Below are 13,428 nucleotides of genomic sequence, written 5' to 3'. Positions count from 1 at the left end.
CTATCTGTCGGACCACGGTGGAAGAAGGAGGCAGGCGCCGACAATTCTGCTATAGCCGCTGCAGCATCCCTCGAATGACCCCACTCCATGCTCGTCCTGCGCTCGCTCCTGTTCAACCTGGCCTTCTATGTCAACATCGTCCTGTGGATGATTCTGGCGCTACCGACTCTACTGATGCCGCGCCCTGCCCTGCTCTGGATCGTGAAGAGCTGGGCGCGGGTGAACATCTTCCTGATGCGCCATATCGCCGGCATCACCTGCGAGATTCGCGGGCGGGAGAATTTGCCGCCCGGGCCGGTTCTGGTCGCGGCCAAGCACCAGTCCACCTGGGACATCTTCGCCATGTTCCTCGTGTGCGAGGACCCCTGCTACGTGCTCAAGCGCGAACTGATGTGGCTGCCCATCTTCGGCTGGCTCGCCGCCAAGGCGCAGATGATCGCCGTCAACCGGGGGGCCCGCTCCAAGGCCATGAAGCAGATGAAGGCGGATGGCGAGCGCGAACTCGCCCGAGGCCGCCAGATCGCCATCTTCCCCGAAGGCACCCGCCGGGCGCCCGGCGCCGAGCCAGCCTACAAATATGGCGTGGTCTATCTCTACAGCGAGTTCAATGTGCCCTGCGTCCCCGTGGCGCTCAATTCCGGCCATTTCTGGCCGCGGCGCCAATTCATCCGCCAGCCGGGTAGGCTGGTGATGGAGATCCTGCCCGCCATTCCGGCCGGCCTGGACAAGGCCGCCTTCTTCGATCGCCTGGTTGATGATATCGAGACAGCCTCGGACCGGCTCCTGGCTGAAGCCCAGGGCCAAAGCGTTTTGCTATTTGACGAAGTCAGCTAGGGTCGCAAAGACGTTTCTGGCCAACCCGTTGCTTTGGCTTGGAAACAAGGAGCTGAAACAATTGGGCGTTTCGCCACGGACACCGTTGCTCTAAGCATCGGATCCGATTTCGGCATCGTGTCCGACGCTGTAGGTTATTGTTATCACATCGTTTTCGCCGAAAATCGGCATCCCCTTTTCGGCACGATGCTCCAGGTGAGGCGGAACAAACCCGAATCGCTTGACGCCGCAATGCGCGATGTTCTAGATTTGTTCCATGACACAGATCGCGATTCGTTCTCGTTCTCAGCCCGATCACCGCCTGTGTACGACGCTGACCGCATTGGGCCGCGACGCACCGGCAGCGGCATCACGTTTCCGTCGCTGGGTCGGTATTTCAGGCCGTTCCTATCTGGTCTCGGTCTATCCGATCTCCCAATGCCCCGATTATGTCGATGCCGTCTTGATCGCGGTCGGTGCAGGCGGCGCCTGCGTATGGATCGGCGAGGCCGGTCAAGGTGGCGATGACCTTGCCGCCACGCTCGCGGCCGCCGCCCAGGCCGGAGCCTGCGAAGTTCACGTGCATCTCCTGGCGGGGAACCCGGCAGCACGGGCCGCAGCCATTCGCGATCTCGACGGCCGGCACTGACAAGCCCTCCGTGAATATGGGTTCGGCCTTCGTCGGCTAAAGCAAAACGCTTTAGCCCCCAAACTTCTTTGCCACCAGACCGACGGATTTTCCTGGCGCTGCCGTTCAAGCAGAGTCCCTTCGCGCCGAATGCCCGCGCGATCTGTCCCAGGAGATGCCCATGATCGGCCGTTCGATCCTTGCCTTGATGCTGGCCCTGCCGGCCGCCGCCGCTATGGCACAGACGTCTGAGCCGGCGCCGGCCCAGCCGGCCCAGACACCGGCTCCCCAGGCAACGATATCTCAAGCCCCGGCACAAACCGCGGCACCGGCCAAGGCCGGCCTCAGCCTCGCCGAGTTCCAGGCCCGCCGCGAGAAGGCAATCATGAAGGCCGATACCGACGGCGACGGCAAGATCAGCTCGGCGGAATGGAGCGCCTTCCAAACAAAGCGGAACGCCAAGACCGACCCGGCCAAATCGTTCGCCCGGCTCGACGCCGACAAGGACGGTTTCGTCGACAAGGCCGAGCTCGACGCCTTCTTCGCCAAGCGCTTCGCCAAACTCGATGCCAACAAGGACGGCGCCCTTGCCCGCGATGAAATGCCGGGCCACAAATCGGCTGCCAAACCGGCGCAATGATGCGGGACCATGCCCCTCGATGAATCCCGGGAGCGCGCCTGGTTATGGGGTCCGATCCAGACGAGGAGTTGGTGCGCCGGATCGGTTCGGGCGACGATGCTGCCATGCAGGTCCTGGTCTCACGCAAGTTGCCGCGGCTGCTCGCCCTGGCCCGCCGTATGCTCGGCGATGCCGCGGAGGCTGAGGATGTCGCGCAGGAGGCCTTCCTGCGGATCTGGCGCAACGCCGCGCGCTGGCGGCCCGGGGCGGCACGGTTCGACACCTGGATCCACCGTGTCGCGCTCAACCTCTGCTATGATCGCCTGCGCCGTCGCAGGGAATGGACGGGCCTCGATCTGCCCGAACTGGCCGCTCCCCCGGATCACCCCGCGGCGGGCGGCACGGAGGAGGCCAGCGACCATGTGGAGCAAGCCTTGCAGGCCATCGCGCCGCGGCAGCGGGAAGCGATCGTCCTGACCTATTATCAGTCGATGTCCAATATCGAGGCCGCGGCAGCGATGGAAGTCAGCGTCGAGGCGCTGGAGAGCCTGCTCGCCCGCGGACGCCGTTCTCTGCAGTCGATCCTGATCAGGAAGGCCGATCATGACTGAAGCTCCCTTCACGATGAGTGCAGAGCTTTTCGCTGCCCTTGCCGCCGCCTATGGCGCGGTGATCGAAGCATGGCCCGCACCCGAGCGCAGCGCCGGGCGTTCCTTCGCGCAGACCCCGCAGGGGCGGCACATTCTCGCAAGGGCTGGCCGCCTCGACCTGGCATTGCGCAGCATCGAGGGACATGGCTGCATACGCGTCTCGCCCGAAGGACGCAGCAATGCCGCCGTCCTCACGCTCCCGGGATCAGCCGCTGCCAGCCTCCCTCATCGCCTCGCAGCGCCTGTCCGCCGCTCCCGTTCGGATAAGCTGGAAGCCCTCTTGTCGGGGAGCGTTTCCCATGCCTGACAGGCTCGTGCCAATGGATGCCGGGCGTTTTGCCGCCCTTGCCGACAACTATGGCAGCCGCCTGCAGCACTGGCCGGCAGCCGAACGGGCCGCGGCCACGGCTTTTGCATCAAGCCCGGAGGGGGAGGCCATCCTGCAGGCTGCCGCCCAGCTCGACAGCATGCTCGATCGTTACGCGGTACCGCCTCCGAGCGCCGATCTCCACGCACGGATCGTGGCGGCCGGGACCGCCGGCCTCGCGCCCCGCCGGCGGGCCCGCCGCTGGTGGCTCGGGCTCGGTCTGGCGGGTGTCGGCCTTGCCGGCGCCCTGGCCGGAACCCTGGCGATCGCCATGCTCGATACGCCAACGAGGGCCGAGCATGGCGGGCTGGGAGCGACAATCACGGCTTTCGGTGATGCCGGACCCGAGACGGATATCAGCGAGGAAGGATCGTGATCATGGCCGGCTCGCGCATCCCCCTGATCGCCTCGATCGCCCTCAACATCTTCCTGGCCGGGGCGATTGCCGGCGGCATCGTCTGGTTCGAAGCCCGCAGATCCATGCCGCGCGCCTCGCTGCAGGCCCTTGGCAACCAGTTGCCCACGCTGGAACGCGATGCCTTCTACAAGACCCTGCGCGAGGCACGCCATCAAGCCCGACAGACTATTCTCGACGGACAGCAGGCCCGGCGCGACGCCGCCGCTTTGCTGCGGCAGCCGACACTGGATGCCCCGGCCCTGCTCGCGGCCCTGGAGCGCGCCCGCACGGCCGACGCCGCCATGAGGGCCGGGCTGGAACAGCGCATCGTGGAATTTGCGGCCGCGAGTTCGCCCGCCGATCGCGCCATCCTGGCCGAAGGGCTGAGCCGCTATATCCACGCGCCGCCCCCACCGAAGAAACCAGCCCAATAGAGCATTTTCAAGAGAAGCTGGCAGGCTTCTTGGCTAGGAAAATGCGTCGAAACAAAGAGTTGGAGCAAAGTGCAATTTAGGGAAATCGCACTCTGTTCCAGCGACGGATTTCCTTCCGGCCTGCGTTCAAGCTTGCAGGAGGCCGCGCCGGCCTTCCACGAGTAGTATCCGGTGGAGTTCCATCATGAAGCGTATCGTTCAAGTTGCCGCCATCGCCACGCTCGGCCTGCCCGGCCTGGCCGCCGCTACGACTGCCTCGGCCATGCCGCTGGCTGCCTCCGCCCCTGCCGCCGCACCTTTGGTGCAACAGGTGGCCTGGGGCTGCGGTCCGGGCTGGCGCCCCAATATCTGGGGGCGCTGCGTGCCCCAATATCCGGTCTACAGCTATGGCTGGAGCCGTCCCGTCTATTATCATGGCTGGGGCGGGGGCTGGCGTCGCCCCTATTACGGACACGCCTGGCATCGCTGGTAGATCCAGCGGCGGGAGGCCGATCGCTTAGAGAGTCGTGCCGAAAACCGGAAGCCGGTTTTCGGCAAAAGCGATGCACCAACAAGGACCTACGGCACATGCCACTCAGTCGTGACCGTGCTTGCCGTGGTGTCCATGTTCATGGTCGTGCCCGCAGCCGCAAGCTTCGCCATGGCTATGATCGTGATGATGATGATCATGGTCGTGGCCAGGCTCATGGCCATGATCGTGCTTGCGCCCGTGATCATGCTGATGGCCATGGTCGTGGTGATGGCCATGATCGTGCCCATGGGCGTCGTGGCCGTGATTCCCGCCCTCTGGCTGGAACGGCCCCTCAATCGCCACGACCTTGGCGCCGAGCCCTTTCAGGAGGTCGGCGATCTCGGCATCCTGGCGGATGCGCAGCCATTTCGTCCCGATCTCGGTTTCGCGATGGCTGTCGCCGAGATGCCAGGCGAGGCGCATCAGATGCAGGGGATCGCGCCCCTTGATCTCGAACAGGGGCTCGGCCTCGGCCACGATCTCGATCAGCCGCCCGTCCTCCAGCCGGTAAGCATCGCCATGGGCGAGCGCCGGCGCCTCGGTGAGATCCACCTGGATGTCGAGGCCGCCCACCGTATGCACCAGGCCCTGTCGCTGGCAGCGATCCTCGAAGGTCAGCACGACGCTGTCGGCAATGGACTGGGCTCCGACCTCAGGGGCGGGCACGAAGGAATGGGCGTGAAGCATGGATGTTTCCTGCAGGGATGTTCACTGCCTCATATAGACTGCTTCGTGCCGATATGCAGGCGGGAAATCGTCGCTCAGGCCGCGTCGCGCTTCGCCAGGCATTCGCCCTCGCGCAGCACACGCTCCGTCGAGGGCGGATATTTGGCCAGCAGGGCGGTGGGACGGATCGGCCGGCGCACGAGGTCGCCGCCGCAATTGGGGCAGGTGCCGCCGAAGACATCCGCCGCGCAGCCGGCGCAAAAGGTGCACTCGAAGGTGCAGATCATCGCCTCGCGCGCGTCGGGGGGCAGGTCTCTGTCGCAGCATTCGCAATTGGGGCGCAGTTTCAGCATGGATCACCTCAAGGAACGGCACGAAACAGCATCATCTTGCGCGACCGGGCGATCAAGGCAAGCCCGATCAAGAATCGACACTCGTCCTCTTGAAACCGCTGGAACCGGCACCAAATCAAGGTCTGTGCAGGCCCAGACGGGATGCACATGTCAGCTCCGGCCAGATGGCGGAGCGTTTTCCACGGCTTGTCGCTTCAAAGGAGGATAGCCATGCGTCAGTTTGATTTTTCGCCCCTTTACCGTTCCACCGTTGGTTTCGACCGCCTGTTCTCGGCGCTTGATCAGGTTGCCGGCTTCGATGCTTCGGCCACCACCTACCCGCCCTACAATATCGAGCGCACCTCGGATAACACCTATCGCATCTCTGTCGCCGTCGCCGGTTTCGCAGAGAACGACATCGCCATCGAGGTGAAGGAAAACGCCCTCACCATTCGTGGCGAGAAGTCCGAAGGCAAGGAAGGCAGCAAGGGCGAGGTCCTGCATCAGGGTATTGCCGCCCGCGCTTTCGAGCGCCGCTTCCAGCTCGCCGACTATGTCCAGGTGACCGGCGCCAGTCTCGAGAACGGCCTGCTCCATGTCGACCTTATCAGAGAGATCCCGGAGGCCAAGAAGCCCCGGCTGATCCCGATCAACGGTTCGGCTCCCCGGCAGGTCGAAGCCAAGGCTGCCTAAGCCAATAGGATAGGACGGAAAGTCGAGGGCGCTCCGGGAAACCGGGGCGCCTTTTTGCATGAGCGGCAACCAAGTCGCCTGGCGATCGCCTCTTCCCAGGAAGAGATGCCCGCGATCCCGAAAAAGTCAGCAGCCCGGTGCGATCTGGCGGTAACGGCACCAGCCCGGCGTCAACTGTCCGTTCGAATTGAGAGGATAGGCATAGCGCCCCGGCGTTCGCAGCGCGGGAGGCGGCCGATTGAGCGGCACGATGCGGGGCACCGGCTTGATCTCCACCTTCTGCAGCGGGGCCATCGGCCGCAGGGATGTCCCGGCCGGCAGAGCCGCGCCGCTGCCCCGCAGCGGGACCACGGCGACGATCTTGCCGGTCTGGTCGTCGACGGTCACGCGCACGCGTCGGCGCTTGGCGTCGACAGCGGCTGCGTAATAGAAATTGAGGTCATGCGTTACGCCGCCGACGCCGGAATAGCCGGCCTGCGTCATTGCCCGCATCGCCGCTTTCGGCGTCAGCGTGTCGGCAAGAGCCGGCACGGCCGCGGCCAGGGGCACAAGCACCAGAAGGACCCCGACCAGCAGGCGCGGCAGCGCTGTCGTCTTGTTCAAGGCCATCTCCTCGATTCCTGTGCCCATTCCCACCATCTCAACGCCGACCGGGGCTGCCAGGTTCACGACTATCTGGTTCAGGGCTGCCAGGTATTGTTCTTCTCCAAAACCGGCTTTTCGATGATGTCATCGGCCGCCTTGGCCGCGCCGATCACCTCGAAAAGCTGGCGTAGCGCCTCCTGCACGCCCGAACCGGCGATGGAGGACAGCACGATCGGTGTCTTCTTCGCGGCCCGCTTCAGCCGCGCCACCTGTTCCTTGAGCAGTTCGGGTGAGAGCGAATCGGTCTTCGACAGCGCCACGATCTCCGGCTTGGTGGCCAGATCACCGCCATAGGCGGCGAGCTCGTTGCGAATGACCTTGTAGGCGTTGCCGGCATGCTCGCAGGTGCCATCGACCAGATGCAGCAGCACGCGGCAGCGCTCGACATGGCCAAGGAAGCGATCGCCGAGGCCATGCCCCTCATGCGCGCCCTCGATCAGGCCGGGAATGTCGGCGAGCACAAATTCACGCCCGTCCACCCGAACGACGCCGAGACCGGGATAGAGGGTGGTGAAGGGATAGTCGGCGATCTTGGGCTTGGCGGCGGTCACCGTAGCCAGGAAGGTCGACTTGCCGGCATTGGGCAGGCCGACGAGGCCGGCATCGGCGATCAGCTTCAGGCGCAGCCAGATCGTCTTCTCCTCACCGGGCAGGCCGGGATTGGCCCGGCGCGGCGCCTGGTTGGTCGAGGTCTTGAAATAGGCGTTGCCGAAGCCACCATTGCCACCCTTGCAGATCAAGGCGCGCTGGCCGACCTCGGTGAAGTCGGCGATCATGGTCTCGCCGTCCTCCTCATAGACCTGAGTGCCGACAGGCACCTTCAGCACCACGTCGGCCGAGTTGGCGCCGGTGCGGTTGCGCCCCATACCATGGGTGCCGACGCGTGCCTTGAAATGCTGCTGGTAGCGATAGTCGATCAGCGTATTGAGGCCGTCGACGCATTCGGCCACGACCGAGCCGCCCCGCCCGCCGTCACCGCCGTCGGGTCCGCCGAACTCGATGAATTTTTCGCGCCGGAAGGATACGGCTCCCGCGCCGCCGTCACCGGCTTTGACATAGATCTTGGCTTGATCGAGAAACTTCATGGCTCGGCTCTATTTCCAATGGAAGATGGTCAAGCCAGATCCGAAACGAGGTCTCCCGGCCAATTCTCCCGTCGCGCAAGCCGAACGGCCCACGCCCACACTGTCGATGCTGTCACGCTGATGGCGCTGACATAGTGCGTTTGTGGGGAAAAAGCGAGGGATTTCATATCGCCGCCTTCCCTTGCTCCACTCCGGGCAATCGGCCCGCTTCGGATCGGCCTCGATGCCCCTGCTTTCACGCTTGCCATCGCCCAGACGGCAATGATTACCGGAAATACACTTGCAACCAACCCGGCATGTCCCCACATTCCTCACGCGGGCCGGGCCCCTCTGACGTCGCGCTTGATGCGCACGTGATGTCGGACCGCTGAAAAAGGGCCCGCTAGCTGACATCGAAGCGGGCGACTGGAGATTAGGTTGCCGATCATGCGCTTCAACAAGACCCGACTATTCGCCGTTGTGGCCAGCCTGTTTGTGGCGGCGACACTGGTATCGACCGATTTCGCCGAGGCCCGCCGTGGCGGCAGCATCGGCAGCCGCGGCGCGCGCACCTATGATTCCGTGCCGGCCACCCGCACCGCGCCAGACCAGGCCGCGCCGGTCCAGCGTTCGATGACGCCCAATCCCGGTCCGAGCGCGACACAACCCGCCTCACCGCTGGCGCAGGGCGCCGCGCAGCAGCGTCCCGGCCTGTTCGGCGGCGCCGGCGGCCTGATGCGCGGCCTGCTGGTGGGTGGCCTCATCGGCGCGCTGCTGGGCTACGGCTTCGGGGGCCTCGCTGGCATGCTCGGTTTCCTGCTGCAGGCGGCCTTGATCGCCGTGATCGCCTTCTTCGCGATCTCCTGGTGGCGCTCGCGCCGTACACCGGCAGCGGCAGGCGGCCCGCAAATGTCGCGTGGCTTCGACTTCGGCAACCAGGGCTTGGGCAACCAGGGCCTGAACCGCGACGCGCAGCCGACCACGAACGGCCGCACCGGCTTCTTTGGCCTATCGTCTCCGGCGGCAGCCAGCCCAGCCCGTGGCGAAGCCATCGAGGCCACCCAGGCCGACCTCGACACCTTCGAGCACCGGCTGACCGAGGTCCAGGATGCCTTCGCCAAGGAGGATCACGCCGCCCTGCGCCGCCTGACGACGCCTGAAATCGTGTCCTACTTCTCCGAGGAGTTGGCCGACAATGCCAAGCGCGGCGTCCGCAATGACGTGCGCGATACGCGCCTGCTCCAGGCCGATATTGCCGAGGCCTGGCGCGAAGGTGACGAGGACTACGTCAGCGCCGCCTTCCGCTACCAGTCGGTCGATGTCCTCAGGGATCGCACCACCGGCGCGATCGTCGAAGGCAAGGACGAGCCCAGCGAAACGACTGAGATCTGGACGTTCGTTCGGCGCAAGGGTGAAGACTGGAAGCTGTCGGCGGTTCAGGAAGCCTGAGCGGAAACTAGTTCTTCAGTGTTCGCCACCCAATTCTGGTCCCTCTCAAAGCGCGAGGGGCCAGAAGCTGTCAAACACTCTCCCTCCTATCTCTGCTTCGTCTCCCAATCCTTTGCCCGGTAGAAGGGCGCGTTGGACGGCGGCAGCAGCGGCTTGCCGAGAATGTGGTCGGATGCCTTCTCGCCGATCATGATCGAGGGGGCGTTGAGGTTGCCGTTGGTGATCAGCGGGATGATGGCTGAGTCGGCGATACGCAGATTCTCGAGGCCCACCACCCGGGTTTCGGGATCCACCACCGTCATCGGATCGGAAGGATCGCCCATCCGGCAGGTGCCGGTAGGGTGGAAGGCACTCTCGACATGCTGGGCGATGAAGGCATCGATCGCCTCATCTGAGGTGACGTCGGCACCCGGCGAGATCTCGCGGCCAGCAAAAGGTTCGAACGCCTTCTGCTGGAAGATCTCGCGCGTCAGCCTGACGCAGGCCCGCATCTCCGCCCAGTCCTCGGGGTGGCTCATATAGTTGAAGCGGATCAGCGGTGCCTCCCGCACATCGCGCGACTTCAGGCGGATATGGCCGCGGCTCTTGGAGCGCATCGGTCCGACATGGGCCTGGAAACCATGTTCGGTGGCAAGCGAATTGCCGTTATAGCTCACCGCCATGGGCAGGAAATGATACTGGATGTCGGGATAGGAGATACCGGCGCGCGAGCGGATGAAGCCGCAGCTCTCGAAATGATTGGTGGCGCCCAGCCCGTCCTTGCGCAGCAGCCATTGCAGGCCGACCATGCCCTTGGCGATCGGGTTGGTTACTGAATAGAGGGTGATCGGCTGCGTGCTCGCCATCTGGAAATAGAATTCGAGATGGTCCTGCAGGTTCTCGCCGACGCCTGGGAGATCGTTGATGACCTCGATGCCGAAGCCCTTGAGTTCGGCCGCCGGCCCCACGCCAGACGCCTTCAGGAGCTGTGGATCGTTGATCGGCCCGGCTGCCAGGATCACCTCGCGCCGCGCCATCACGCGCTTGAGCTGCGAGCCCTGCCAATATTCGACGCCGACAGCTCGCCTGCCCTCGAACAGGATGCGGCTTGCCAGCGCATGCGTCTCCACCGACAGATTGGGCCGCTTCATCGCCGGCTTGAGATAGGCGTTGGCGGCGGACCAGCGGCGGCCTTTGTGGACAGTCATGTCCATGCGACCGAAGCCTTCCTGCTGGTAGCCGTTCACATCGGCCGTGGCGGGATAGCCGGCCTCGACAGCGGCATCGATGAAGGCCTGGTAGAGCGGGTTGGCGAGCCGGCCATAGGAAGTCTTGAGCGGGCCATCGGCGCCGCGATATTCGTCGCCGCCTTCCTCGCGACCTTCCGCCCGGCGGAAATAGGGCAGCACCCCCGCATAGTTCCAGCCGCGCGCGCCCGCCTCCTGCCAGGCCTCGTAGTCCATGGCATGGCCGCGGATATAGACCATGCCGTTGATCGAGGAGGATCCACCCAGCACCTTGCCGCGCGGTGTATGGAGGCTGCGGCCGCCGAGCGCGGGCTCGGGCTCGGCATGATAGCGCCAATCATAGCGCGGCGAGTTCATCGGGATGGAAAGGGCGCTCGGCATCTGGATGAACACCGAGCCGTCCTTGCCGCCGAATTCCAGAACCTTGACGCGATGCGTGCCGTCCTCCGTCAGGCGGCTCGCCATCACGCAACCCGCCGAACCGGCGCCCACGATCACATAGTCGAATGTTTCGGTCATGGTTTTCCGGGTGCGCGGACGTCCCGTCCGCCTCTTCCCGCCCTTCGAATGTCACGTTTCCAAGAGCGGACATCCCCCATGACTTCATGGGGCTGCGATGTCCGCGCTTCCAGACCTCAGTACGGTGCGTCGATATCGCCGAGGGCGACGTAGACGCTCTTGATCTGGGTGTAGTGCTCGACAGCGGCGCGCGAATTCTCGCGCCCGAGGCCGGACAGCTTGACCCCGCCGAAAGGCAGCTCGATCGGCGTGACGTTGTACTGGTTGATCCAGCAGGTGCCGGCCTCGAGATTGGCGATGACGCGATGGCCACGCGAAAGATCGTTGGTGAACACGCCGGCCGCCAGGCCATATTCGGTATCGTTGGCGCGGGCCACCACCTCGTCCTCGTCGTCGAAGCTCAGCACCGTCATCACCGGTCCGAAGATCTCCTCGCGCACGATGGCCATGTCGTCCTGGCAGCCGTCGAAGATGGTGGGGGCAACGAAGGCGCCCTTGGCGAGCGCGCCGGTGGTGACACGATAGCCCCCGGTGAGCAGCTTGGCACCTTCCGCCTTACCCTTCTCGACATAGGACATCACCTTTTCCAGATGCTCCTGGTTGACGAGAGCGCCGACATGGGTGTTGGGATCGAGGGGATCGCCGATCACCATCTTTTCAACCCTTGCTTTGAGCTTGGCGAGGAAGGCGTCCTTGACCTTGCTATGCACGAACACTCGTGTGCCGTTCGAACAGACCTCGCCGGCCGAATAGAAATTGCCGAGCAGCGCGCCGGAGACGGCATTGTCGAGTTTGGCGTCCTCGAACACGATCAAGGGCGACTTGCCGCCGAGCTCGAGCGTGACATGCTTCAGCGTCTTGGCGGCATTGGCCATGATGATGCGGCCGGTGCCGGCCTCGCCCGTCAGCGAAATCTTCTTGATCGAAGGGTGGGCGACCAGCGCCTTGCCGACGCGGGCATCGCCTTGAACCACGTTGAAGACCCCGTCCGGCAGACCCGCCTCCTTGAAGGCTTCGGCGAGGTAGGGCGCGGTCAGCGGCGTCACCTCGGACGGCTTGAAGATCATGGCATTGCCACAGGCAAGCGCCGGAGCCGATTTCCAGCAGGCGATCTGGAGGGGATAGTTCCAGGCGCCGATGCCGGCGACAACACCAAGCGGCTCGCGCCTGGTATAGCCGAAGGCGGCGGGGCCGAGGTCGACATGCTCGCCGGTGAGGGTGGCGGCGATGCCGGCGAAATATTCCAGGCAATCGGCGCCCGATAGTACGTCGACGGCGATGGTCTCCTGGATCGGCTTGCCGGTATCGCGCGTCTCGATCTCGGCCAGGGCCGCGTTCTTCTCGCGCAGGATGTCGGCGGTGCGCTTGAGGATGCGGCCGCGCTCGGCGCCCGTCATGCGCGACCACACCTTGAAGCCGGCCTTGGCGGCCTCGACCGCCCGCTCGATGTCGGCATCACCGGCCTGTTCCACCTCAGCGATGGTCTCGCCGGTAGCCGGATCGACCGAAGCAAAGGTCTCGCCCGAGGTCGCGTCGACGAAGGCGCCGCCGATATGGTTCTTCACAACGCCGTAGCGCATTCTTCAAACTCCCCGCCTGGAACGGCCGCCGCTTGATCGGCGCCGTTTCCGCTTTTCGATATGAACTCAACTTCCAAATGCGAGCCGGCGCCCCTGCGTCCGGCCAAAGCCTCAGTGCGAGATCGCCGCCCAAGACCTCAACGACTGAGGCCGAGCAGCATGAACTGACTGTCGACGAAGCCGGTCGCCACACTTCTGGCCATCCGGCCATCAGGATCATTGGCGAGGGTGGCACGCAGCCACAGCCCGTCGATCATCGCCGAGATGGTTTCGGCAAGCGCCCGGGCCGGTTCCGGCCTCAGGACGGGATGCAGCGCATGGGCGAGATTGCCGGCAATGCGGCGATGATAGGCGCGCTGCACCCGGGCAAAGCGCGGCGAATGTGGCACCTGCCCCCAGAAAGCCAACCAGACCGTACCGATGCGCCGCTCGAACTGGCTGACACCGAGCATAGTCTCGATCACCGCCTGGACGCGAGCCCGCGGCGTGCTGGCGTCGCGCAGGCGGGCCGCCGCCCCCCGCGACAACTGCCGGGCGAGATGGCGCAGGGTCGCTTCCAGCAGCCCGTCCTTGTCACCGAAATAGAAGGAGACCAGGCCGGTGGAGACGTCAGCGCGGCGGGCGATCTCGGCGATCGTCGTGGCATTGAAGCCGAGTTCGGCGATCGCCTCGATGGTGGCGTCGATCAACTGCCGACGCCGAACGTCCCCGGCGTCGACGCGGCGCAGACGTATCGGACGTTCATTGGACGAGGTGAGCTGAGCGGCCATGACCTCTACAATATTTTGAACGTTCAATCAGTCAAGAGCGGATCGCATTCCCGCAACGATTCTTG

General features: G+C 64.7%; 17 protein-coding genes. 10 read left to right on the top strand and 7 right to left on the bottom strand.

Translation table 11 applies throughout. From position 1 onward, the window contains the following. Positions 1-87 precede the first annotated feature (87 nt). From ACN6KF_RS23550 to ACN6KF_RS23515, 8 genes are all read left to right on the top strand, one after another. On the top strand, positions 88-834 hold the full coding sequence (locus ACN6KF_RS23550; protein ID WP_434959181.1) for a lysophospholipid acyltransferase family protein: 747 nt from the start codon (positions 88-90) through the stop codon (positions 832-834). Positions 835-1,090: 256 nt separating this feature from the next. Beyond that, positions 1,091-1,462 carry a hypothetical protein gene (locus ACN6KF_RS23545; protein ID WP_434959180.1) on the top strand — a complete coding sequence of 124 codons (372 nt, stop codon included), beginning with the start codon at positions 1,091-1,093 and terminating at the stop codon, positions 1,460-1,462. Positions 1,463-1,622: 160 nt separating this feature from the next. Beyond that, positions 1,623-2,081: an EF-hand domain-containing protein gene (locus tag ACN6KF_RS23540; RefSeq protein WP_434959179.1), complete on the top strand. Its 459-nt coding sequence runs from the start codon at positions 1,623-1,625 to the stop codon at positions 2,079-2,081. A gap of 44 nt (positions 2,082-2,125) precedes the next feature. Beyond that, positions 2,126-2,671, top strand: a complete 546-nt coding sequence (locus ACN6KF_RS23535; protein WP_434959178.1) for an RNA polymerase sigma factor — start codon at positions 2,126-2,128, stop codon at positions 2,669-2,671. Continuing rightward, positions 2,664-3,017 carry a hypothetical protein gene (locus ACN6KF_RS23530; protein ID WP_434959177.1) on the top strand — a complete coding sequence of 118 codons (354 nt, stop codon included), beginning with the start codon at positions 2,664-2,666 and terminating at the stop codon, positions 3,015-3,017. Before ACN6KF_RS23535 ends, ACN6KF_RS23530 begins: the two co-directional genes overlap by 8 nt. Then, entirely contained in the window at positions 3,010-3,453 is a 444-nt protein-coding gene (locus tag ACN6KF_RS23525) for a hypothetical protein (RefSeq protein ID WP_434959176.1), read from the top strand. Before ACN6KF_RS23530 ends, ACN6KF_RS23525 begins: the two co-directional genes overlap by 8 nt. Positions 3,454-3,455: 2 nt before the next feature. Beyond that, positions 3,456-3,908 (top strand): periplasmic heavy metal sensor, encoded by a 453-nt coding sequence (locus ACN6KF_RS23520; protein ID WP_434959175.1) that lies wholly within the window; start codon positions 3,456-3,458, stop codon positions 3,906-3,908. A gap of 184 nt (positions 3,909-4,092) precedes the next feature. Beyond that, positions 4,093-4,380 carry a GCG_CRPN prefix-to-repeats domain-containing protein gene (locus tag ACN6KF_RS23515; protein WP_434959174.1) on the top strand — a complete coding sequence of 96 codons (288 nt, stop codon included), beginning with the start codon at positions 4,093-4,095 and terminating at the stop codon, positions 4,378-4,380. Positions 4,381-4,482: 102 nt separating this feature from the next. Here ACN6KF_RS23515 and ACN6KF_RS23510 read toward each other — a convergent pair whose 3' ends face one another. Continuing rightward, positions 4,483-5,106 carry an urease accessory protein UreE gene (locus tag ACN6KF_RS23510; RefSeq protein WP_434959173.1) on the bottom strand — a complete coding sequence of 208 codons (624 nt, stop codon included), beginning with the start codon at positions 5,104-5,106 and terminating at the stop codon, positions 4,483-4,485. 74 nt (positions 5,107-5,180) lie between these two features. Then, positions 5,181-5,438 (bottom strand): DUF1272 domain-containing protein, encoded by a 258-nt coding sequence (locus ACN6KF_RS23505; RefSeq protein WP_434959172.1) that lies wholly within the window; start codon positions 5,436-5,438, stop codon positions 5,181-5,183. A gap of 210 nt (positions 5,439-5,648) precedes the next feature. On the opposite strand from ACN6KF_RS23505, the gene ACN6KF_RS23500 reads away from it, so the two are divergent. Next, positions 5,649-6,110, top strand: coding sequence for an Hsp20 family protein (locus ACN6KF_RS23500; protein WP_434959171.1), 462 nt, complete (start codon positions 5,649-5,651; stop codon positions 6,108-6,110). Positions 6,111-6,236: 126 nt separating this feature from the next. Here ACN6KF_RS23500 and ACN6KF_RS23495 read toward each other — a convergent pair whose 3' ends face one another. Beyond that, positions 6,237-6,713 (bottom strand): hypothetical protein, encoded by a 477-nt coding sequence (locus ACN6KF_RS23495; RefSeq protein ID WP_434959170.1) that lies wholly within the window; start codon positions 6,711-6,713, stop codon positions 6,237-6,239. Positions 6,714-6,790: 77 nt separating this feature from the next. Then, positions 6,791-7,840, bottom strand: a complete 1,050-nt coding sequence (gene obgE / locus ACN6KF_RS23490; protein ID WP_434959169.1) for a GTPase ObgE — start codon at positions 7,838-7,840, stop codon at positions 6,791-6,793. A gap of 426 nt (positions 7,841-8,266) precedes the next feature. Between obgE and ACN6KF_RS23485 the strand changes: the two genes are divergently transcribed. After that, positions 8,267-9,268, top strand: coding sequence for a Tim44 domain-containing protein (locus ACN6KF_RS23485; protein ID WP_434959751.1), 1,002 nt, complete (start codon positions 8,267-8,269; stop codon positions 9,266-9,268). A gap of 86 nt (positions 9,269-9,354) precedes the next feature. Here ACN6KF_RS23485 and betA read toward each other — a convergent pair whose 3' ends face one another. The 3 genes from betA to betI form a co-directional block, all read right to left on the bottom strand. Beyond that, entirely contained in the window at positions 9,355-11,013 is a 1,659-nt protein-coding gene (gene betA, locus ACN6KF_RS23480; RefSeq protein ID WP_434959168.1) for a choline dehydrogenase, read from the bottom strand. A gap of 116 nt (positions 11,014-11,129) precedes the next feature. Further along, entirely contained in the window at positions 11,130-12,593 is a 1,464-nt protein-coding gene (betB, locus tag ACN6KF_RS23475; protein ID WP_434959167.1) for a betaine-aldehyde dehydrogenase, read from the bottom strand. A 137-nt stretch (positions 12,594-12,730) separates the two neighbouring features. Then, the gene (gene betI / locus ACN6KF_RS23470) at positions 12,731-13,363 is read right to left on the bottom strand and encodes a transcriptional regulator BetI (protein WP_434959166.1); all 633 of its coding nucleotides are present in this window, start codon (positions 13,361-13,363) and stop codon (positions 12,731-12,733) included. Between the last annotated feature and the right edge of the window lie 65 nt (positions 13,364-13,428).

This window comes from Labrys methylaminiphilus subsp. lupini, assembly GCF_051161885.1.
GTDB lineage: Bacteria > Pseudomonadota > Alphaproteobacteria > Rhizobiales > Labraceae > Labrys.
This window is presented reverse-complemented; position numbering and strand designations above follow the sequence as displayed.